This is a genomic window from Pseudomonas sp. FBCC-B1667, from assembly GCF_059133255.1.
Genome location: NZ_CP101437.1, coordinates 2696691 through 2716729, shown reverse-complemented (window position 1 = coordinate 2716729; position 20039 = coordinate 2696691). Strand labels below are relative to the sequence as shown.

The following is a 20039-nucleotide window of genomic DNA, read 5'->3' as shown; positions in this document are numbered from 1 at the left end:
AACACCATCATTAATGTTGATATTCACCATCGCGACGAATGCCTTCCGCAATAAAACAGCCTGGAGCACCATCACCCCATCACAACGCTACGCCCGTATCGGAGGGCCACACCATGTTGATCCATCTCCTGACCTGCCTGGCCCTGACGGCCGTATCGCTGACCCTGTTTTCCCGTTTCTTCCTGGACATCGGTCAGACCGAGGAGCAACCATCATGATCCACTCCGTCAGCCTTTCCGTGAGCTTTGCGGTGTTCGGCACCAACTACTACGCGCAGGAGTTCGTGTCGCGCAAGGCGCTGTCACTGGTGTTCGACCAGAATTTCGAAGCGTTGCTGATGCCGGCAGCCGCCAACCACTTCAACAACGAAGTGGTCGGCCTCAATGATCAGTTCCGCTTTCTCAATGACGTGCTGGTTGAACACCTGCTGGAGATTGAACTGGCCCAAAGTGCGCCTCGCTCGTCACGCCAGTTTACTTTCTAGGAAGCCACGGGCCGGCGCACGGCCCTGACTTTGCCGCTGTTGCCCCCTCCGCAGAAAAACCGCTCGCCACCATCCGACTCGAGACCTGACACCCCCACTCCAGGCGGCATTTCCACGGCCTCCAGGACCTTACCGGTGGTCGGGTCAATCCGCCGCAACTCACTCTGATCCTCCTCCCAAGTGCCGTGCCACAGATCGCCGTCCACCCAGGTCACGCCGGTGACAAAGCGATTGGACTCGATGGTGCGCAAAATGGCCCCCGTGTCCGGGTTGATCTGATGGATCTTGCGGCCCCGGTACTGCCCGACCCACAGCGTGCCTTCCGCCCACGTCAGCCCCGAATCGGTGCCGCCACCGGGTGCCGCAATGGACGCCAGGACGCGGCCGCTTTGGGGGTCGATCTTGTTGATGTGTTCCCCGGCGATCTGGAACAAATGCTCGCCGTCGAAGGCAGTTCCTGCGTCTGCGGTGATATCCAGCGAACGCAGCGGTTTGCCACTGTCCGGGTCGAGGGCGCTGAGCTTTTCGCCGGAAGCGAACCAGACGTGCTGGCCGTCAAACGAGACGCCGTGAACGCTGTCGACGCCGGGAAACGGGCCGTATTCACGGATGATTTCAGCAGATGAGCGTTTCATGGTTACATCCTCTTCACTGGGTGTGTGGAGTGGATCCTAATCACCCGGCAACAAGGCCGTGAGTAACAAAGTCGTCGCGAATCCCGGCATCGGTGGCGTCATCCAGCGGCGAGCGCGGCCCCGACCAAACGCCTGCGCTTTGCCGGCGACCGCCAGCGAGTCGAGTGCTCTTTGCACACTGCGCTGACCGGTGCCCAGTGCCAACGCCAGCGCCGAACTCGACCAGGACTCGCCGTCGGCCAAAAATGCCAACAGCGCTGCGTGCTGTTCTTCAACCGGTCGCGCCAGCACCACAACGTCCGGCGACATCAGCGCAAAGCCGCGTTTTGTCGCCGTGATCCCGGCCAGCGGTCGAAGCGCCGCCCGCAACCGCCCGACCTCGACGCGCAACCGCGCGCGGTGGGATTCGTCACTGAGTTTCAAGCGAAAAGCGCAGGCAATGAGCGCTTCCCGGGAAACATCGCCCGGCCAGGCTTCGGCCAGCACCCGGGCGAGGGAAAACAAAACCGGGCGTTTGGCCAGCGACACCGACATACCGGCGCCGCGCACCGTGTATCGACACGCGTCAACCACCAGCGATGTTGAGCTCAGCAGCGTTTCGGCCTCATCCAGCAGCAACAGTCGCGCCTCGCCTCGGCTGATTAACCGGGCGGCGGGAGTGTTCAGGACGTGAGCGACGCTCTCTACTTCCGCGCTCAGCGCCGGGATACCCGCCTCGCCCGCAAAGCGTTCGGCCCGTTCCAATGCAAACCGCGCTTTTTTGATCTCCAGCCGGCGCATGGCGATGCCGGCCACCACCAGTTCATGGGCGGCGCGCAAGGCTGGCGGCAACGGCGCAGGGTCAAGCTGGGCGAGTCGATCCTCGACCTGTTCGAGATGACCGATCAACAATAAACGCCGGATTTCCAGATACCGCGCGTGAGCCGCGTTCACCCAATCGCCATGAGCTTCCAGCGTTGCGCGCGCCACGTCGAGGGCTTTTTCCGGCCAGCTCAAATCGCGAGAAGCCAGGGCGATTTCGGCCTCGGCCACCACGCAGCGCGCCCGGGCCATCGGCTCTTTTGGACCAAATGCACGCGCCGCCCGTTTGACCAGCGCCTTTGCACGTTCCAGATCGCCGAGCTGCGCCATGGCGATCCCACGGAGTGCCAGCGCCGGCGCATCGTCGCGCAGGGCGACCCGGTTCAACGCCCCAAGGGGATCACCCGCCGCCAATGCACGGGCGGCGGCGGTGATCAGCGAATCCATGTGAATCCCGCCACGGTGCTCACTCCCATCGTTGGATGTCCGCTGGTTAGTCTATCTCACGATCCTGAAACCTTGTGGCAAAGGGCTTCTGTGGCGAGGGGGCTTGCCCCCTCGCCACAAAAGCCCCCACCACCACAAAAGCCCTCCATCATCGCGGGCGTTTGCCGGCTTGCATCCACTCGCGTGGGCTGACTCCGGTTTTTCGGCGAAAAGCCCGGGCCAGCGCCGAAGGGCTTTCGTAGCCGACTTCATCGGCGATCAGCGCAATCGACTTGCCTTCGCGCAAGCGTTTCTGCGCCAGGCTGATGCGCCAGCTCACCAGATAGTCGACCGGGGTCTGCCCCACCACTTGACGAAAATGTTCGGCAAAACTGGCGCGGGACATGTTCGCCGCCGCCGACAGCTCGGCCACGGTCCAGGCTTTTTCCGGCGCGTCATGCATCAGGCTCATAGCCCGCGCCAGACGCAAATCGGCGAGGCCGGCCATCATGCCGGGCCCCTGCTTTCGGTCGCTTAGAATATGCCGCAGCAGCTGGATCACCAGCAGTTCGAAGAGTCGATCCATCATCGCTTCACGGCCGCAGATGCCGCCGAAGGCTTCGCTGAACAGCCAGTCAAGGGTGCCGGCCATCGTTGGCACGCTATCGAGTTTGAGCAGCAAATAATCGGGCAGCGCCGCGGCCAGGGCGTTGCCGGCGCCCCCGTCGAAATCCAGCGATGCGCACACCAGTTGGGTGCCTGAGGCTTCGCTGGCGAGTAAACGGTGGCGGTAAGGTCGTGGGAAAAATATCAGCGTCGGCTCGGTGAGCACTTGCTCGGGTTCATCGGCCAGCTTCAGCGCCACTTCGCCCGTCTGCAACAGGTGCAGGTGCCCCGTTGACTGGTCGCCATCAAACACCGCGGAACCGCAAAAATGCCCGCTGTAGAAGGTCCCGGCACTGACGCCGAAGTGGGTGAGCAACGTGGACAAACGATCCATGGAACGGCTCCCGGGTGAATATCTGGACGATCTGTCGCATATCCTCGACGATTTGCACCCAAAAGGCCACTCCCGCGCAATAGCATAGACCTCGTACCCAGCGCACACCGCGCTTGAATCGACGGAGCAACACCCATGAGCCGCATCACCGCCCTGAGCCTCGAAAACGCCACTGATACCACCCGCCCGCTGCTGGAAGGCGTGCAGAAAAAAATCGGATTTTTGCCGAATGTCTTCAAAACCCTGGCGCACGCCCCTGCCGTTCTGGCCGCCTACCTGCAACAAAGCGCAGCACTGGGCAAAACGTCCCTGAGCGCGACGGAAAAAGAAGCGATATTTTTGGCCACCTCGCAAGTCAACGGCTGCGATTACTGCCTGGCGGCGCACACGCTGTTTGCCGGTAAAGCCGGGCTGTCTGCGCAAGACATCCTCAGCGCCCGACATGGCCAATTGAATGCCTTCGCCACCCTCGCCCAGCAAATTACCGAAAGCCGTGGCCACCTGAGCCCCGAGCAGATCGATGCAGCGCGCGCGGCTGGCATCAACGACGCCAAGATCGTTGAAGTGGTGGGCCACATCGCGGCACAAACCCTGACCAACTACCTCAACAACCTCGCCCTTACCGACATCGACTTCCCCGCCATCGATGCGTGAACACGGCCAATACATGCAGGAGTCCAGACGATGAACAACGTGACGATCTACACCACCGACACTTGCCCCTATTGCCGCAACGCCAAAGCGCTGCTCGCCAGTAAAGGCATCGCAGCCGAGGAAATAAACGTCGAGTCCAGCCCTGGCAAATTCCAGGAGATGCTCAGCCGCAGCGGTCGTCGCAGCGTGCCGCAGATTTTCATTGGCGACACCCATGTTGGCGGCTTCGATGACCTGGCCAAACTGGATCGCCAGGGTGGTTTGCTGTCGATGCTGGCGTGAAACCGCGTGGCCCGCGCACGACCTTGAAGTTGGGTCGTGCCGGGTATTTTCTAAAATCCTCATAGGTTGTACGATGACCGACGAGTCACTCAATCCATAACAACAAGGAAACACCTATGAAGAACGTCAAACTGCTAGTCGGTTTTCTATGCCTTTTCAGTGGCTACGTCGCCGCCGCTCCGGCACCGGGCGAGAAAGAGGTCGCCAGCGCCGTCGACCATTTGACCCAAGCCATGCTGCACAAGAACATTTCCGAACTGAAAGCCCTGACCGCCGAGAACCTGACCTATGGGCATTCCAGCGGCAAGGTTCAGGACAAGAGCGAATTCATCGCCGATATCGAAACCGGTAAAAGCGCGTTCAAAACCCTGGAGATGCAAAACCAGACCATTAATGTCTCCGGTGACGTAGCGTTGGTTCGCAATCATTTCTCGGCACAAGCGCTCAAGGGCACCGAAGTGATTCCGACCGAAATCGAGAACTTCCAGATTTGGCAGAAAAAGGCTGGCAAATGGCTGCTGGTTGGCCGGCAGGCTTTCCACATCTGAAAAAAATCCCGCTCACTTGAGCGGGATTCTTCACGACTACGCTACCCAGCCACCCGAATCATCGGATCCGCTGCGGCCAACGCGGCGGTACGATCAGCGGCCGGTGGGTAAATCCTGAAAGAGTCGGGCGCAAAGCCCCGACCGAATTCGGTGAGCAACTGAACACCTGATGAGCGATCGACGGGAAAAGAAAACCGCCAACAGTGTGGCGGTTGAGGACGAGCAGATCATTCCGACGACCGATCTCTCCGACTGACGATTCAGCGATGGGCAAAGCGGATGGGAGCGCTCTATGATTAGGGCCCATGACGACCCCTGTTTCGATCCGCTCACCCTGCCCGCCCGGCGCCTGCACCTGCGGGCGTGACCCGCTGCTGGAAACACCGGGGGCGGACGTGCGCATCCTGTTTCTGACCCGTCCGGAAGAAAAGCGCCTGCTCGACCGCCTGGAAAACCTCCAGAGCCTGGCCGACCTTGAACGCCTGCAACAGCGGATGTATGAGCAACTGGGTATCCGCGTCGAGATCGTCCCCAGTTTCAATGAAGTGCGGACCATGCGCGGCATCGGCATCACTCTTGGCGAGCAGCCCGGGCTGTGCCGAAAAACCCGCCAGTCGATCCCGGCCGCCATTCGCCGCAGTCTGGAGAAGCGCCCCGAGATCGCCTACGACATCCTCAACGCCAACGACCTGTTGGGCGGCGCATGAGGCCTGTGCCGAAGAAGCGTACCGGATTGAAAAAACCATTAAAGAAGATCAGCGGTCGTACGCACACTGCCGGTCACTGCTATGCCTTCACAGGGGATAACGGGGGTCAGGAGGTGGCCGATGTTATTCATCGTCAGTTGGTCGATTAATCCGGAAAACCGTAACAAGGCGATCGAGCGATTTCTCAAGACCGGGGCTGTTCCACCCACCGGCGTCCACATGCTCGGACGCTGGCACGCCGTAGGCGGTTCGAGCGGTATGGGCGTCGTAGAGGCGAGTGATCCGGTACCGATTCAACAATGGGTGCTGGAGTGGAACGACATCATGAAGATGGAAGTCCAGGCGGCATTGACCGATGAACAAGTGGCGCCGTTGCTGGCAGCCACAACCGCGCGGTAGCAGGCATCGGGGCGGTGCTTCACCGCCCCGTTCCTGACTGACCTCTATTTCACTTTGCGCAACAGGAAGTGCGACAGTGCCGGGATCAGCACCAACGCCCCGACCATGTTCCAGATGAACATGAACGTCAGCAAAATGCCCATGTCCGCCTGGAACTTGATCGGCGACCAAGCCCAGGTGATCACGCCTGCCGCCAAGGTAATCCCGACCAACGCCACCACTTTTCCGGTGAACGCTACGGCATTGCGATACGCCTCGGTCAGCGACATCCCGGCACGTTGCTGCGCCAGTTGCACGCTCAACAGGTACAACGCGTAGTCCACGCCAATCCCCACACCGAGCGCAATCACCGGCAGCGTGGCGACTTTGACGCCCATGCCCAGCCAGACCATCAGGGCTTCGCACAGGATCGAGGTCAGCATCAACGGCACCACCGCCACCACCACTGCACGCCAGCTGCGAAAGGTGATGAAACACAACACAATCACCGCGCCATACACGTATAGCAACATCGTACGGTTCGCGTCGCGGACGACGATGTTAGTCGCCGCTTCAATCCCGGCGCTGCCGGCTGCAAGCATGAACTGGCGCTCGCCATTGCTGTGCTCGCGGGCGAAGGTTTCGGCGACTTGCACCACGCGATCAAGGGTTTCAGCCTTGTGATCCGACAGGTACGCCACGATCGGCATCATCGAGCAGTCATTGTTGAACAGGTCAGGGCTGCTGACCGAGGCCTGCTGCGCGCCGTAGTTGAGCACGTCCTGATTGCGCGCGATGGTCAGCATCTTCGGGTTGCCTTCATAGGAACCCGCCGTGATCTGGCGCACCGCGTTGGTCAGCGACACCGTGGTTTGCACACCCGGAATCTGCTGCAACAGCCAGGCCAGGCGATCAGCCTCAATCAGCGACTGGTACTTCAGGCAACCTTCGCTCGGGGTCTTGAGCATGATTGCGAACTGGTCGCTGGACAGCGAATAGTTGGTGGTGATGTAGGCATTGTCGCGGTTGTAGCGCGAGTCCGAACGCAGCTCCGGAGCACCCGGATCGAGGTCACCGATCTTCAGATGATGGCTGACGACAATCCCGCCCACCGCCAACACAGCCGCCACGCTTACCGCGATGGTGGCCCAGCGACGCTCGGTGAATTTATCGAGGAAACTCCACAACGCGCCGATGCCTTTGCCACGCAGCTCTTTGTTCTCGGCGCGCAGACTGCGCTCGGCGGCCTTGCGGCTTACGCCCCAGTACGACAGCAACACAGGCAACAGCACCAGGTTGGTAAAGATCAGCACCGCGACACCGATGCTCGCGGTGATCGCCAGGTCCTGAATCACTGGAATGTCGATCAGCATCAACACTGCAAAACCAACGGCATCCGCCAGCAATGCCGTGAGGCCGGCGAGGAACAAACGGCGGAAGGTGTAACGCGCGGCGACCAGTTGGTGGGTGCCACGGCCGACGTCCTGCATGATCCCGTTCATCTTCTGCGCGCCGTGGGACACGCCGATGGCGAACACCAGGAATGGCACCAGAATCGAGAACGGGTCCAGTGCAAAGCCGAACAGCGCGACCAGCCCAAGCTGCCAGACCACCGCGATGACCGAGCAGAGAATCACCAGCGCGGTGCTGCGCACACAACGGGTGAAGTAAAAGATGATGGCCGTGGCAATCACGGCGGCGGCGCCGAAATACATCATCACCTGCATCAGGCCGTCGAGTAGATCGCCCACCAATTTGGCGAAACCGATCACACGAATCTTGAGTGGACCTTTGCCCTCTTCCCCCGACGCCCGAACGCTGCCTTCGAATTCGTATTTGTTGCGCAGCTTTTCTTCCAGGGTCCTGGAGAACTGGTGGTAATCAATGGCCTGCCCGGTGACCGGGTCTTTCTCCAGCAGCGGCACGAAGATCATGCTCGACTTGAAGTTGTTGCCGATCAGGCTGCCGACAATCCCCGATCGGGCGATGTTCTGCCGCAGCTGCGCCACACTTTGCGCCGAGCCGTCATAGGAATCGGGCATTACCGGGCCGCCCTGGAAGCCTTGCTCGGTGACTTCGGTCCAGCGCACCGCCGGGGTCCACAGCGATTTCATCCAGGCTCGATCAACGCCCGGCGTGACGAACAGTTCGTCATTGATTTCTTTTAAGGCGTCGAGGTAATGCGGGTCAAAAATGTCGCCGTTGCTGCTCTCGACCACCACCCGCACCGCGTTGCCCAGGCCGCGCAGGGCCTGACGGTTTTCCAGGTAGTTTTTGATGAAGGGCTGGCTCTGCGGGATCATTTTTTCGAAGCTGGCGTTGAGCGCCAGTCGCGTCGTGGCGAAGTAGCTCAGCGCAATCGTCACCAGCAGACAAGCCAGCACCACCCACAAGCGATTGTTGAAGATCAGCCGTTCCAGGGCGTTACCGGAGCGCGCGTCGAAGCCCTTGAGCTCGCGGATAACCGGCATTGTTTCGAGTTCGTAGTGACCCATCATGGTGTTCTCTATGTGATGCCGGACTTATTCGAGAGGCAATTGACGCAAGCCACGGGTGCCCGCAAGCACCAGCGAGCTGCCATTGGCCACTTGGGCGGCAGCCACGGGGGCCATCCTGGTGTCGGGTTGAATGTGAAAACTCGCGCCGTCGTCGCTACTGACCAGCACATGGCCGGCCTGACTGACCAGCACGATGCGACCATCGGCCGTGACGGTGCTGGCGGTGATGCTCAGGGGCAAACCCAGTTCGATTTTGGTCCAGGTCACGCCACTGTCGGTGCTGCGGAAAACGTTGCCGCGCAGACCGTACACCAGCGTGGCGCCCGGTTTGCCGGTGATGCCAAAAAAGCTGCCGTTGTAGGGTGTCGGCATCGCATTGAACCGGCCGCTCGTGCGGTCCAGTTTCAGCACCAGGCCCTGCTCGCCGACGACGAACAAATCGTCGCCCACCGGGCGCAGTGCGTAGAAGTTCAGGGCGCTCGGGTTATCAGTGCGTTCCAGCAACGGGGTCCAGTGTTGGCCGCCATCGTCGGTGCGCAGAATCAGGTTGAACGCGCCGACGATGTAGCCGACCTGATCGTTCTCGAACCAGACATCAAGGAAGGGTTTATCGGCACCCTCCTCGACCATGCGCTGCGCGTCGCTGACCCGGTGTTGCAAGTCTGCGTCATCCGGCTGGCTGGCGAGTTGGTGCTGGTAGTAATCGCGCAGGATCGGACCCACCTGACGGCCGTCCAATTGTCGGGTCCAGGTTTGGCCAGCGTCGCTGCTGTGCAGGACCACGCCGTCGTGTCCGACCGCCCAGCCCTGTTGTGGTGTTGGAAAGTGCACGGCAACCAGGTCGGAACTGACCGGCACTTGCGCCTGTTGCCAGTGTTGACCGGCATCATCGGAATAGAGAATGTGCCCGCGTTGGCCCACCGCAACCAGACGGTCACCGGCGTGTGTCAGCCCGGTCAGCGTCGACTGTGCGGCCAGCTCGCTTGGCAGTGCCGGCGTGTCGAGCACATCGGCGAATTCACCGGCGATCACCGGGCGGGTGAACGGCACGGTCATGGCAGCTGATAACGCAGCCAGCAGAAACCACTTGATCATTGTCATTATTATTATCTCGGTGCACACCACGGTTCCCTTGTGGGAGCGAGCCTGCTCGCGAATGCGGTTTTTCATTCAACACGGATGTCGACTGATACATCGCCTTCGCGAGCAGGCTCGCGCCCACAGGGGGTCGGGGGTTTAGCGGATGCCGGCGCCAGCCAGCGATTCAGCAGACCATTGCGCCTTCGACAGTGGATCGATGTACTTCAAGCCACCGTAAGGACCGTAGAAACCGTTCACGTTGTAGGCACCGGAAACCAGGTCGTAGATCATGTGGTTGATCGTGTCCGGAGCCTTCACGTCGTAGCTGTAGGTCAAATGGGCGAAACCGCCACGGTAGAGTTGGCCACGAGCGTCATACTCGTCGGAAGCCAAAGCGATCCAGCTGTCCTCGTCGAGGTAGAACGTGCGCTTGCTGTAGATGTGGCGTTTACCCGGTTTGAGCGTGGCTTCCACCACCCACACGCGGTGCAGTTCCCAGCGCAGCAAGTCCGGATTGACGTGGTTGGCCTTCATCACGTCGGTCGCGTCTTTGTGGTAGCTCAACTTGTAGGTGTTGTACGGCACATACATTTCTTTCTTGCCGACCAGTTTGAAGTCGTAACGGTCCATCGCACCGTTGAACACGAAAGCATCGTCATAGGTCGCGGCGCCGACAGTACCCGGGTTTGGCGTGTCGTAGGCCAGGTCCGGTGCCAGTTTCACGCGGCGTTGTCCCGGCAGGTATTGCCAGGCGCGACGCGGTTGTTGCAGCGGGTTGACCGAGTCCATCAGCAGCAGCGCTTCACCCGCACGACGTGCAGGGCCGGTGTAGGCCAGCTTGATCTTGTAGTACGTTTCATCGGATGTCACCGGACCCGCTGGGCGCGACGGGGCAAAAAGCGGGTATTCGATGTTGAACACACCCGTGGAGCTCAACGAAGCGGTACCGGAGGAGTCAACGTTCCACGAGTCGTACTTGTTGGTCATTGCTACGCCTTGATAGCGCTGCAAGTGGTTCCACATGGCTTCGTAGCCGTCAGCGGGGATCGGGAACGGTACACCCGGCAGGGAATTTTCCAGACCCAGGCCGCCGTCGATGGTCTTGGCCGTCACGGCGTTTTTCGCGGTGTTGTCCAACACGGCCTGAGGCATGGCGACACTGCGATGAGTCGGGTAGACATCAAGGCGATACGTTGGGTACCGGGTGAGCAACGCCTGCGTGGTCGCGGTGAGTTTGTCTTTCTGTTGCGCAAGCTCTTTGCCCGTGATGACCAGACGTGGTTTGTCGGCACCGAACGGATCCGGACGGAACGAGTCGCCGGTTTTGAAATCGGCTGGAATGGTAGACAGGCCACCGGTGTATGCCGGAATGCTGCCGTCAGCGTTGGCCGCTTTGTCAGCGCCGACTGCCGTCAGGCTGGTGCCCAGTTTCGCCGCTTGATCGGCGCTGACCGCCGCATGGGCGGAGCCGACGACGGCCAGTGCCAGGGCGGTGGCTAATATGGATTGAGCAAAATTCATGGGTGTCTCCTGTTAACACACAGCACTCGGATCAGAGGGTGGTTTTGAAAGTGAAAGTGACCATGCCGCGATCCTTGAGCTGGGCCACGGTACCGGCAAACGCAGTGGTCTGGCCGGGCACGCAGTTGTATTGACCGTTGGCACCAGGCGCAGCGCCATCGCCATGGGCGGAAGCATTACCGGCAGAACCACAGGTGTCGAAGTCGCCAAAGTTATCGACGTACTTGAGGTCGAAGCGGTACTGACTGTGCACATCCATGCCGACGCCGACCGAGTAGCTGCCGGTGCCTTTGTTGCCGCCCAGTTGCACGGACGACTGGCCCGCGAGGCCAACGTTGTAGCTGACCGGCATGAACATATCGATGCCGGGGAACACCTGGTACCACGTCGGGTTGAAGTTCATGCCGACGATGTAGTTGTCCTTGGTGACTTTGTCGACGCCGTTGTACCAGTCCTCACCCTTGAACAATTGCTTGTTATCGGTCACGTCCAGCCAGCGGCTGTAGGCGAGTTCAACCAGCAACGAAGAGGAATCCCAGAGCGGTGTTTCACCGAAGGTGGTCAGGCCGTTCAGCACCGCGTGTACGGTGTTGCCGCGTGCCACGCCGTTTTCGCCATCGAAGCTGCTGATGAACCCTGGCGCTTCGCGTGCGCCCAAGGTCGGGTTGACGGTGGCGGGAACGCTGGACAGCGGCATGTTATGGCGATAGTTGAGGTCGAGACCGACACTCACGCCCGCAATGTTTTTGGCCAGGCTGAAACCGTAGACATCGATGTCATCCACGTAGAACTGGTTATAGCTGCCAGCAATGCCCGAAGCGATCGCCGCCGGCGTGACTGCAGTCGGCTGCAACACCAGATTGGGCAGGATGTCCGAGGTTTTGCGGTAGTAGAGACCCAGGGTGCCGTCGAGCCATGCCGGGCTCCACTTGGCCATCAGGCCGAAGTCGCCGCTGTTGCTTGGCGTGAACGTATGGCCGTTCTGGAGGCGCAGGTATTGGTTGGCACCCAATGGGCCTGGACGGCCAAAAAATGGATTCGCCGCGCCAATCAAGGACAGGTTGTGGCCGCCATTCTGGATGCCGTCATTGAAACCCAGGTACGTGCCGGACTCCGGCAAGCGTGCCGCGTCCCAATCGAGGAAGTACTGTGCGGCGAGGGTCAGTTCCGGATTGACGGTGAAGCTGGTGGACAGCTGATTACGCGGGATGAACAGTTCTTTGGCTTCAGTGCCCGGCACAGCGAGGGCCTTGGACAAATCCAGGCCCGACTGGCCATAGCTGTTGCCGTGGGCAAAGGCCAGAACGCTTTCACCCCAGTAGACCGTGTGTTTACCGGCCTTGCCACTGAGCATCGACTCGTCGCCGATTTCCGTACTGCCGAAAACAAAGGCGTCGAGGATCTCGGAGGACGGGCCGTTGTAATAACGGTCGGCATAGCCGCTCTGGTGCTTGGAATCAGCTTTGCCGTCATTCAGCTGGTTGGTCGACGGGTTGTAGCTGCCGATATCGTCATACGCATGGTCGTACCAGCTGTTGGCGCTGACCCGAAAGCCCATCTGTTTTTTGTACACCACGTCCAGTTCCGACATGACGTCGAGACGCTGGGAGACCGGGCTGCCGGAGGAAAAATTGCGGTTACCGTCGTTGTTGTTCCACGAGTTGGCCAGCTTGCTGTTCGGTGCTTCGACGCGCTGGGCGTAGTTGAACTTCAAGGTGTTGTCGAAACGAACCGTTAGATCCTCGTTCCCCGTATCGAACTCGAACGCCTGCGCTGGCGCCATGCCCAGCCCGGCGAGTACCGCCGAAGCCAGCAGCCCGCGCCGCAGATTTGGATGGCAGATCTTATTGTTGTTATTCATCTAGCGTGCTCGCCTTCTCTGTGGTTTCACGAAAAGTCATTCAAGAAAATGCCGACTTTGGTGTGGTGCCCTGCTCTAAGGAGCACTGACCAGTTCGGTCGAGACTGTTGTATCGCGAGGGGTGGGGGGGTCGCCGGTCAATTGGGCCAAATCATCGGTCAACGGAACTTTCGATCAGATAAGTCGTTGAACGTCGGTGCCCCTGTAGGAGTGCGCCTGCAGCTACTGCTGCTCACTTAAGCAATGGTTTTGAATTCAGGAAATGACTGGGGGTATGTCCATTGTTCCGGTAATGGCCACTAATGGTTCCGCCCATACGGCGGGTCACTTGGAAAAGCCCCAAGTAACCAAGGGCTCTTGCCCCGCGAGCCAGTTTGCTTCAGGGGATTGGGGGTTCTACGGAAGTCAGGTCGGCTCTCAAGCCGCCTCGCGTTGCCTTTGATCCTGGCGCCCCGTTAAACCACGATGCCGCGCTGGGCCAGGGGATGGCCCAGCGCGGCGACCCACGGAGCCATGCCGGAGGGAGGGCATGCCGAGCCTGAGCGAGGCACCGAGTGGTGGGGCAAGAGCCTTTTGGTTACTTTTGCGCGCTTTCAAAAGTGACCCGCCGTAAGGGCGGAACCGCCAGAAGCCATCACTTAAAAAAACGGATACACACCAGAATTGCCCCTGCAACCCCTCAATCTAAAGTGAACAGCATTACGGATGAACCGGGCTTTTTCACGTCAACGCATCACCGCCAAACAACAAGGCTCCGCACTTACTGAACGTTTTTCAGCTTGACCACATCGCCGGAGATCTTGGTGGTGTAACCGGTCAGGACCCAGGCCCAGAACCAGTTTTCCTGCACCTGGGTGTTGATCATCGCATCGCCGCCCTTGGCTTTGATCGCCGCGTCTTGCGCGCGAACAAAACGGCTGTTCTGCCGGATCGGGATGACACCGAACAGCAACAGGCCGGTGGCGGTTGCTTCGCTGTGACCGATGACAGTGTATTGACTGGCGTCATAGTGCTGAGTATTCATCGGGGCGCCGGTGCAACCCGCCAAAACCAGACCGAAGAGAGCAACGGCAACTACTTTACTGAGGTACTTCACTGAACAACTCCATGAGAAAGTGCCCGAGATCCGTCACTCGGGCGGCGCACACTCTAATGGAGGTGATGGCCAATTGGTAGCACTGGCAAAAATTGCGCTGTTGTTAGGCTGATTTTCGATCACTTGGCCGGTTTACGCCGATCCGCCGCCGGCGAGAGGTTGTTTTTCACGACACGCCCACATCCAGCGCGAACCATCGACAGCGTTTCCTCTGCCACCGGCTTAATGCCAAAATGCAGCGCTCAGGTCACCGTCCAGCCCCTGCCCCGCGTCATGCAGTGCAACGAGAATCGATATGAACACCCATTTTCAGGTAAGTGATGCCCCTCAATTCCACGTCTCCCATCAGCCGCCGGCGGTCACAGCATGATTGAAGTCACTGAGGTTTCCATCGCACAACTGCGTGCTGCGCTTGAATCCGGCCAGACCACGGCGGTCGAGTTGGTGCAGGCTTATCTCGCCAGGATCGATGCCTACGACGGCGCCGACACTGCGACTGCCCTTAACGCGGTCGTGGTGCGCAACCCCGACGCAATCAACGAAGCGCAAGCCTCCGATGCCCGTCGGGCCAAAGGTGAAACGCTGGGCCCGCTCGACGGCATCCCCTACACGGCCAAGGACAGTTATCTGGTAAAGGGGCTGACCGCCGCCTCCGGAAGCCCGGCCTTCGCCCATCTGATTGCCTGTCGCGATGCGTTCACCATCGAACGCCTGCGCGGAGCCGGCGCCATCTGCCTGGGCAAGACCAACATGCCGCCCATGGCCAACGGCGGTATGCAACGCGGGGTCTATGGTCGTGCCGAGAGCCCCTACAACGCGGACTACCTCACCGCGCCTTTCGCTTCGGGTTCGTCGAACGGGGCCGGCACCGCAACCGCTGCCAGTTTCGCCGCGTTTGGCCTTGCGGAAGAAACCTGGTCGAGTGGGCGCGGCCCGGCGTCGAACAATGGCTTGTGCGCCTACACGCCCTCGCGCGGGGTGATTTCGGTGCGCGGCAACTGGCCGCTGACGCCGACCATGGACGTGGTCGTACCGTTCGCCCGGACCATGGCGGACCTGCTAGAGGTGCTCGATATTGTCGTGGCCGAAGACCCGGACACCCGTGGCGATCTGTGGCGGATGCAACCCTGGGTGCCGATTCCGAGTGTCACCTCGGTGCGTCCTGCCTCCTACCATGAACTGGCCGCGCAACCGCACGCCCTCGCCGGCAAGCGTTTCGGCGTGCCACGCATGTACATCAACAAAGATTTTGAAGCAGGCACCAGCGAGTCACCGGGTATCGGCGGGCCGACCGGCCAGCGCATCAACACCCGCGCCTCGGTGATCGGTCTTTGGGAAGCGGCTCGCAAGGCCCTCGAAGGCGCCGGCGCCGAAGTCGTCGACGTCGATTTTCCGCTGGTCTCAAACTGCGAAGGCGACCGCCCGGGGGCACCGACCGTGTTCAATCGCGGCATCGTCTCCAAGGCGTTCCTGCACCACGAATTGTGGGACCTGACGGCCTGGGCGTTCGATGATTTCCTTCAGGCCAATGGCGATCCCAAACTGAATCGCCTGGTTGACGTCGACGGGCCGCTGATTTTCCCCCACGACCCCGGCACGCTGCCCAACCGCGAGGGCGATCTGGCGGCTGGCATGGACGAATATGTGCGGATGGCCGAACGCGGCATCACGCCGTGGAACGAGATAACCACCGTGCCTGATGGCTTGCGCGGGCTTGAACACACGCGGCGTATCGATCTTGAGGAATGGATGGATCGCCTGGGACTTGATGCGGTGCTGTTCCCGACGGTTGCTGACGTTGGCCCGGCGAATGCCGATGTCGATCCTGCGTCTGCGGACATTGCGTGGAGCAATGGCGTTTGGGTCGCCAATGGCAACCTTGCCATCCGCCACCTCGGCGTTCCGACGGTCACGGTGCCGATGGGCGTGATGCCGGACATCGGCATGCCTGTCGGGCTGACGTTCGCCGGTCGCGCCTACGACGATTCGTTACTGCTGCGCCTGGCGTCGGCGTTTGAAGCCACCGGGTCGAAACGCTTGATCCCGCCGCGTACCCCGCCGCTGCTTCCCCAGCCGTAAACGTCAACCGGGATCGGGGCTGTGCAAGCCCCAATCCCGCTCAACGATTCAGGCTTTCGCGGCCATCGCAGTGACTTCTACACGCATGCCTTCGACCGCCAATGCGGCCACGCCCACAGCGGCGCGAACCGGCCACGGCTTGGCAAAGAAACGCTTGTAGACCTCGTTGAACGCGGCGCGATCAGCCATGTCGGTGAGGTAAATCGTCAGGTGCAACACCCGATCCATCGAACTGCCGGCACCTTCCAATGCTGACTTGAGCGCTCGCAGCGTGCATTCGCTCTGCTCAATGATGCCACCCAGTTCCAGACTGCCGTCGGCGCGGGTAGGGATTTGCGTGGAGACCATCAGCCCACCAAAACCGGCAACGTCGGAGGAGATGGAGTCCTGGTCTGGATCAGGGATGAACGTGATGTCTTGGTTAGCCATGAGGATCTCGCGCTTGAGGTGAAAAGGGGCTGTTGCGTATCAGGCGCGCAGTTTACATCTATCTCATTTACTCGGGGCGCAGCAACCCTGAAGGAACCACCGTTTCGATCAGCCCGGTCGTCACGTCGTACACCAGCCCCTTCACCGTAAAACCACCCGGCAGGTTCGGATTGGCCTTCAGTGCCGCCACGTCAACCACCACCGCTTTATAAACGAAAGCGATGCCTAGTTCGGGTCCAGCAACCCGCCGCTCCAGTTGCACGAAACCCGGCTGCCGGTGAATTTCGCCACCACCATGCCTTGCGAAACCAGCCTGTCCCGATAGCGCGTGACCATCCGCCCTGCTTGCTCGGCCACCAACACCACCTCGGACGATGGATCGCCCGGTCGCCGCAGAATCCGTGCAAAGCGCTGCCCCTCTTCGACAAAATCCCCCAGCTCTTTTTCAAAGATCAACACGCCGGGCTGCGGCGCCAGAATGGTTTCCATGTGCCCCATTTCCATGGCTTCGACGGGCCAGTCAATGGCTGCCTGCGCTTCATTGACGACCCCGCAGCCGCACAGCCAAACGTACAACCCTTCGGCGTCCTGCTCGGCAATCCGGTCGCTGACGTCGCCCTGCCCGCGCAGTTCCAGCGTCGCCGCCATGCGCTGGTCGGTGACGCCGTCGCGCAGCCACGGCGCGATGATGGTTTCTTCGAAAGAGCCATCGCCGCCGTCCTCCCAGATGATCGCCACGTCCATTTTCATCGCGGCGGCCAGTTCACGGCCACGGGGCCAGAAACGGCGGTGAACGTAGAGGTAGGGCAATGCTTCGTCATCGGTGTGAAGGTCGAGCATCACGTCTGCCGGCGCCGCGAGTTGCACCAGTTTCTTTTGCCATTCCTGGACGTTGGTCGAGGGTTGGGCCATGGCGGCCGATTGGTCGAACCCGCGATTGAAGTTATGCCCGGTGGCATCATGAAAGCGGCCAAGAATGCGGCCCTGGCGAAACTGCCCGATCCCCAGCGGATTGGCTTGCGGCACCACCGTCACGCTGCCGTTTAGCCGGCCGTGGGCCTGGGCGACCTCAAGCTTGTGCATCAACAGGTGCAGCACCAGCATCCCGGCGATTTCATCGGCATGCACCCCGGCCTGGAGGTGCACGGTCGGCCCGCTGCCATTGCCGTCGAAGCGCCATGCGCTGACCTGCACCGCGTCACCGTTATTGTTGCGAACACTGAACGAAACATCCTGCGCCATCTGCTTGTCCTCCTGCGTCACGAACGTTAAAAACCGACACATTGCCAAGGCTGAACTGGAGATTGAACGCACGTTCAACTAAGCTCGCCAACCAGGCAACACACCCAAGGATTCCTTGTGACAATCCCCTCCACGAAAAACCGCCGCGCCGAGCCTGACGAACGTCGCGAAATGCTCGTGGCCGCCACCCTGCGCTGCCTGGTGCGCGACGGTCACGCCGGTATTTCCGTGCGCCGGATTGCCACCGAGGCCGGGGTGTCCGTGGGGTTGCTCAATCACCATTTCGGCAGCATTGATGCGTTGATTGCCGACACCTACCAAAAGATCGCCAGCGAGCTGACCACCGCCCTGCGCCAGGAAATCCAGCAAGCCGGCACGCCCGCGCAGAAGATGGACGCGTTCCTCACCGGGTCGTTCTCGCCTCGGGTCATGGACCCGCAATTGCTCGGGGTCTGGGTGGTGTTCTGGAGCCTGATCCGGCACTCCGAACACGTCAGCCAGTCCCACGAAAAAAGCTATCGAGCCTACCTCGACCTGCTCCGCCAACTGCTGGATGACATGGCGGCCAGCGAAGGCTTCGTGATCCACGACACGCGACTGGCCGCCATTGGTTTATCGGCGATGCTCGACGGTCTCTGGATCGAGTGGTGCCTGAACCCCGAAACCTTCAGCCCCGCCAACGGCCTCCACATCTGTCGCTGCTGGATAAAGGGGTTGCGACACGGAGCATTCAGCACCGACGACGTCCTGTGAAGGGTGACGCCCGAAGATCATCGCCAGGGTGCCACTGACCGCGATCAGCCCGGCACCGACCATCAGCGACACATCCATCAGCGTGCCCCAGATCAGGCTCGACAGCAGGAACGCCCAAATCAGCCCGGTGTATTCAAAGGGCGCGAGCAAGGTGGCGGTGGCCCGCTGAAAACTGGCGAACAACAGAAACTGACCGATACCGCCGACCAGCCCGGCGCCGAGCATCCCCAGCCAGGCCGGGGTCGGCGCCGGGGTGTAGGTCCAGGGCAACGCCACGGCCATGCACATGACGAACACCACGTTGGTGATCAGCATTTGTTCCAGCACGGACGTCTGCTCATCCACCTGGCGCAACTGGATGTAGGTGAAGGCCCAGCACATCGCCGCCAACAATGTCAGCACCACCGGCACCGGATCGACCAGGTTGCCCGGGCGGCAGGCGATGATCACGCCGACAAAACCGATGATCAGGCTGAACCACTGCCAGCCGCTGGCACGCTCTTTGAGAATCACCGCCGCCAGCACCGTGACCATGATCGGTGCGGAGAAATACAGCGTGGTCATCTCCGCCAGGGTCAGGTCCCGGGCCGCCGTGTAATACAGCACCCAGGCGACTATCGATAACAATCCACGCACCACCAGCAAGCGTCGGCTTGGCGAGCGCCAGGCGCGCTGGATCAACCGCAAACGCCCTGCCAGCAGGCAGGCCAGCACCACCACAAGGGCGCGCCAGAACAGGATGCTGACCACCGAATAATCCGCCACCAGCCACTTGATGGCGGCGTCCTGCAGGGCCAGGAACGTATAACCCAAGGTGCACAGGCCAATGCCTTGCAACGATCGGTCGACCATCCTTGGCGTGCTCATTACACCGACCTGCGCACAGGCGTCCCGCGCCGTTCGGCAAGGGCAAACAGCGCCTCGATCATGAACGTCAGGCACACATACACGCCGGCCACCAACAGCAACGGTTCATACACCTGCAGGGTTTGCGCCCGCACCACGTTGGCGGCGCCCAGCAGGTCGATAATCGCAATGGTCGAGGCCAGTGCGGTGGACTTCAGCAGCATCACAGTCTCCCCGGCCAGCGTCGGCAACAGCAGACGCAACGCTCTGGGCAAACGCACCCGCAGCAACGACTGGCGCGGGGTCATGCCAAACGCCGACGCCGCTTCCATTTCTCCTTTGGGCACCGCCAGCAGTCCACCGCGAATCACTTCGCCGACATAGGCGCCCACCGACACCACCAGCGCAAACACGATGTACCAGTAGCCGTCGCGCAGGTACGGCCAGAGGAAGCTGCCGCGAATCAACGGGAACTGCGCAAACAGGCTGCCGAGGCCGTAATAGAAGATGTAGATCTGGATCAGCAACGGCGTACCACGGGTCACGCTGGTGTAAAACAGGCTGACCTTGGCGATCACTTTGTTTTTCGAGATTCGTGCCAGCGCCACCAGCACCGCAAGCGCATAACCGAACACGCTGGAGATCAACAGGATGGTGATGGTCGTTTGCAAGCCCCGGCCCAACAGCGCCGCGTATTCAACTATCCACGCTGGAATCAT

At 60.8% G+C, this 20039-nt stretch carries 20 protein-coding genes and 1 pseudogene; 8 read left to right on the top strand and 13 right to left on the bottom strand.

Annotated elements, in window-relative coordinates; all coding sequences use genetic code 11:
- Positions 1-214 precede the first annotated feature (214 nt).
- A complete protein-coding gene (locus tag NL116_RS12255) occupies positions 215-484 on the top strand; it encodes a hypothetical protein (protein WP_494377386.1) in 270 nt (89 codons plus the stop codon).
- Here the strand turns inward: NL116_RS12255 and NL116_RS12250 are convergent.
- The 3 genes from NL116_RS12250 to NL116_RS12240 all read right to left on the bottom strand — a co-directional run bounded on the left by NL116_RS12250 (position 481) and on the right by NL116_RS12240 (position 3346).
- The gene (locus tag NL116_RS12250) at positions 481-1119 is read right to left on the bottom strand and encodes a Vgb family protein (RefSeq protein ID WP_494377385.1); all 639 of its coding nucleotides are present in this window, start codon (positions 1117-1119) and stop codon (positions 481-483) included. The genes NL116_RS12255 and NL116_RS12250 overlap by 4 nt on opposite strands.
- 36 nt (positions 1120-1155) lie before the next feature.
- Positions 1156-2367, bottom strand: coding sequence for a helix-turn-helix domain-containing protein (locus NL116_RS12245; protein ID WP_494377384.1), 1212 nt, complete (start codon positions 2365-2367; stop codon positions 1156-1158).
- Between the two features lie 148 nt (positions 2368-2515).
- Positions 2516-3346 carry a helix-turn-helix domain-containing protein gene (locus tag NL116_RS12240; RefSeq protein ID WP_494377383.1) on the bottom strand — a complete coding sequence of 277 codons (831 nt, stop codon included), beginning with the start codon at positions 3344-3346 and terminating at the stop codon, positions 2516-2518.
- Positions 3347-3481: 135 nt separating this feature from the next.
- Here NL116_RS12240 and NL116_RS12235 point away from each other — a divergent pair, with 135 nt between their 5' ends.
- The 5 genes from NL116_RS12235 (at position 3482) to NL116_RS12215 (ending at position 5936) form a co-directional block, all read left to right on the top strand.
- A complete protein-coding gene (locus NL116_RS12235) occupies positions 3482-4000 on the top strand; it encodes a carboxymuconolactone decarboxylase family protein (RefSeq protein WP_494377382.1) in 519 nt (172 codons plus the stop codon).
- A 30-nt stretch (positions 4001-4030) separates the two neighbouring features.
- The gene (grxC, locus tag NL116_RS12230) at positions 4031-4282 is read left to right on the top strand and encodes a glutaredoxin 3 (RefSeq protein ID WP_494377381.1); all 252 of its coding nucleotides are present in this window, start codon (positions 4031-4033) and stop codon (positions 4280-4282) included.
- A gap of 116 nt (positions 4283-4398) precedes the next feature.
- Positions 4399-4830 (top strand): nuclear transport factor 2 family protein, encoded by a 432-nt coding sequence (locus NL116_RS12225; protein WP_494377380.1) that lies wholly within the window; start codon positions 4399-4401, stop codon positions 4828-4830.
- A 305-nt stretch (positions 4831-5135) separates the two neighbouring features.
- The gene (locus NL116_RS12220) at positions 5136-5537 is read left to right on the top strand and encodes a hypothetical protein (protein WP_494377379.1); all 402 of its coding nucleotides are present in this window, start codon (positions 5136-5138) and stop codon (positions 5535-5537) included.
- 120 nt (positions 5538-5657) lie between these two features.
- Positions 5658-5936 (top strand): DUF3303 domain-containing protein, encoded by a 279-nt coding sequence (locus NL116_RS12215; protein WP_494377378.1) that lies wholly within the window; start codon positions 5658-5660, stop codon positions 5934-5936.
- 44 nt (positions 5937-5980) lie between these two features.
- Here the strand turns inward: NL116_RS12215 and NL116_RS12210 are convergent, their stop codons facing one another.
- The 5 genes from NL116_RS12210 to NL116_RS12190 all read right to left on the bottom strand — a co-directional run bounded on the left by NL116_RS12210 (position 5981) and on the right by NL116_RS12190 (position 13971).
- On the bottom strand, positions 5981-8410 hold the full coding sequence (locus NL116_RS12210; protein WP_494378049.1) for an efflux RND transporter permease subunit: 2430 nt from the start codon (positions 8408-8410) through the stop codon (positions 5981-5983).
- Positions 8411-8437: 27 nt separating this feature from the next.
- Positions 8438-9514 carry a WD40/YVTN/BNR-like repeat-containing protein gene (locus NL116_RS12205; protein ID WP_494377377.1) on the bottom strand — a complete coding sequence of 359 codons (1077 nt, stop codon included), beginning with the start codon at positions 9512-9514 and terminating at the stop codon, positions 8438-8440.
- 135 nt (positions 9515-9649) lie between these two features.
- On the bottom strand, positions 9650-11014 hold the full coding sequence (locus NL116_RS12200) for a DUF1329 domain-containing protein (RefSeq protein WP_494377376.1): 1365 nt from the start codon (positions 11012-11014) through the stop codon (positions 9650-9652).
- A gap of 31 nt (positions 11015-11045) precedes the next feature.
- Positions 11046-12875, bottom strand: coding sequence for a DUF1302 domain-containing protein (locus NL116_RS12195; protein ID WP_494377375.1), 1830 nt, complete (start codon positions 12873-12875; stop codon positions 11046-11048).
- A gap of 760 nt (positions 12876-13635) precedes the next feature.
- A complete protein-coding gene (locus NL116_RS12190; protein ID WP_494377374.1) occupies positions 13636-13971 on the bottom strand; it encodes a hypothetical protein in 336 nt (111 codons plus the stop codon).
- Between the two features lie 366 nt (positions 13972-14337).
- Here NL116_RS12190 and NL116_RS12185 point away from each other — a divergent pair, with 366 nt between their 5' ends.
- A complete protein-coding gene (locus tag NL116_RS12185; protein WP_494377373.1) occupies positions 14338-16050 on the top strand; it encodes an amidase in 1713 nt (570 codons plus the stop codon).
- Positions 16051-16098: 48 nt separating this feature from the next.
- On the opposite strand, the gene NL116_RS12180 is transcribed toward NL116_RS12185, so the two are convergent.
- From NL116_RS12180 to NL116_RS12170, 3 genes are all read right to left on the bottom strand, one after another.
- Complete coding sequence (locus NL116_RS12180; RefSeq protein WP_494377372.1) at positions 16099-16479, bottom strand: RidA family protein; 381 nt, start codon at positions 16477-16479, stop codon at positions 16099-16101.
- A gap of 67 nt (positions 16480-16546) precedes the next feature.
- Positions 16547-16669, bottom strand: coding sequence for a hypothetical protein (locus NL116_RS12175; protein ID WP_494377371.1), 123 nt, complete (start codon positions 16667-16669; stop codon positions 16547-16549).
- 35 nt (positions 16670-16704) lie between these two features.
- Positions 16705-17721 carry a M14 family metallopeptidase gene (locus tag NL116_RS12170; protein WP_494377370.1) on the bottom strand — a complete coding sequence of 339 codons (1017 nt, stop codon included), beginning with the start codon at positions 17719-17721 and terminating at the stop codon, positions 16705-16707.
- A gap of 171 nt (positions 17722-17892) precedes the next feature.
- Here NL116_RS12170 and NL116_RS12165 point away from each other — a divergent pair.
- Positions 17893-18378, top strand: a pseudogene (locus tag NL116_RS12165) (TetR/AcrR family transcriptional regulator); the annotation flags it as partial.
- Here NL116_RS12165 and NL116_RS12160 read toward each other — a convergent pair.
- On the bottom strand, positions 18334-19341 hold the full coding sequence (locus NL116_RS12160; protein WP_494377369.1) for a DMT family transporter: 1008 nt from the start codon (positions 19339-19341) through the stop codon (positions 18334-18336). The pseudogene NL116_RS12165 and the gene NL116_RS12160 overlap by 45 nt on opposite strands.
- The gene (locus tag NL116_RS12155; RefSeq protein WP_494378048.1) at positions 19341-20039 is read right to left on the bottom strand and encodes an ABC transporter permease subunit; all 699 of its coding nucleotides are present in this window, start codon (positions 20037-20039) and stop codon (positions 19341-19343) included. The genes NL116_RS12160 and NL116_RS12155 overlap by 1 nt, the downstream gene beginning before the upstream one ends.

What these genes read in the sequence shown, in the direction of transcription:
- NL116_RS12255 (WP_494377386.1), top strand. Translation starts at nt 215, where the DNA reads ATGATCCACTCCGTCAGCCTTTCCGTGAGCTTTGCGGTGTTCGGCACC.
- NL116_RS12250 (WP_494377385.1), bottom strand. Translation starts at nt 1,119, where the DNA reads ATGAAACGCTCATCTGCTGAAATCATCCGTGAATACGGCCCGTTTCCC.
- NL116_RS12245 (WP_494377384.1), bottom strand. Translation starts at nt 2,367, where the DNA reads ATGGATTCGCTGATCACCGCCGCCGCCCGTGCATTGGCGGCGGGTGAT.
- NL116_RS12240 (WP_494377383.1), bottom strand. Translation starts at nt 3,346, where the DNA reads ATGGATCGTTTGTCCACGTTGCTCACCCACTTCGGCGTCAGTGCCGGG.
- NL116_RS12235 (WP_494377382.1), top strand. Translation starts at nt 3,482, where the DNA reads ATGAGCCGCATCACCGCCCTGAGCCTCGAAAACGCCACTGATACCACC.
- grxC (WP_494377381.1), top strand. Translation starts at nt 4,031, where the DNA reads ATGAACAACGTGACGATCTACACCACCGACACTTGCCCCTATTGCCGC.
- NL116_RS12225 (WP_494377380.1), top strand. Translation starts at nt 4,399, where the DNA reads ATGAAGAACGTCAAACTGCTAGTCGGTTTTCTATGCCTTTTCAGTGGC.
- NL116_RS12220 (WP_494377379.1), top strand. Translation starts at nt 5,136, where the DNA reads ATGACGACCCCTGTTTCGATCCGCTCACCCTGCCCGCCCGGCGCCTGC.
- NL116_RS12215 (WP_494377378.1), top strand. Translation starts at nt 5,658, where the DNA reads ATGTTATTCATCGTCAGTTGGTCGATTAATCCGGAAAACCGTAACAAG.
- NL116_RS12210 (WP_494378049.1), bottom strand. Translation starts at nt 8,410, where the DNA reads ATGGGTCACTACGAACTCGAAACAATGCCGGTTATCCGCGAGCTCAAG.
- NL116_RS12205 (WP_494377377.1), bottom strand. Translation starts at nt 9,514, where the DNA reads ATGACAATGATCAAGTGGTTTCTGCTGGCTGCGTTATCAGCTGCCATG.
- NL116_RS12200 (WP_494377376.1), bottom strand. Translation starts at nt 11,014, where the DNA reads ATGAATTTTGCTCAATCCATATTAGCCACCGCCCTGGCACTGGCCGTC.
- NL116_RS12195 (WP_494377375.1), bottom strand. Translation starts at nt 12,875, where the DNA reads ATGAATAACAACAATAAGATCTGCCATCCAAATCTGCGGCGCGGGCTG.
- NL116_RS12185 (WP_494377373.1), top strand. Translation starts at nt 14,338, where the DNA reads ATGATTGAAGTCACTGAGGTTTCCATCGCACAACTGCGTGCTGCGCTT.
- NL116_RS12180 (WP_494377372.1), bottom strand. Translation starts at nt 16,479, where the DNA reads ATGGCTAACCAAGACATCACGTTCATCCCTGATCCAGACCAGGACTCC.
- NL116_RS12170 (WP_494377370.1), bottom strand. Translation starts at nt 17,721, where the DNA reads ATGGCGCAGGATGTTTCGTTCAGTGTTCGCAACAATAACGGTGACGCG.
- NL116_RS12160 (WP_494377369.1), bottom strand. Translation starts at nt 19,341, where the DNA reads ATGAGCACGCCAAGGATGGTCGACCGATCGTTGCAAGGCATTGGCCTG.
- NL116_RS12155 (WP_494378048.1), bottom strand. Translation starts at nt 20,039, where the DNA reads ATGATTCCAGCGTGGATAGTTGAATACGCGGCGCTGTTGGGCCGGGGC.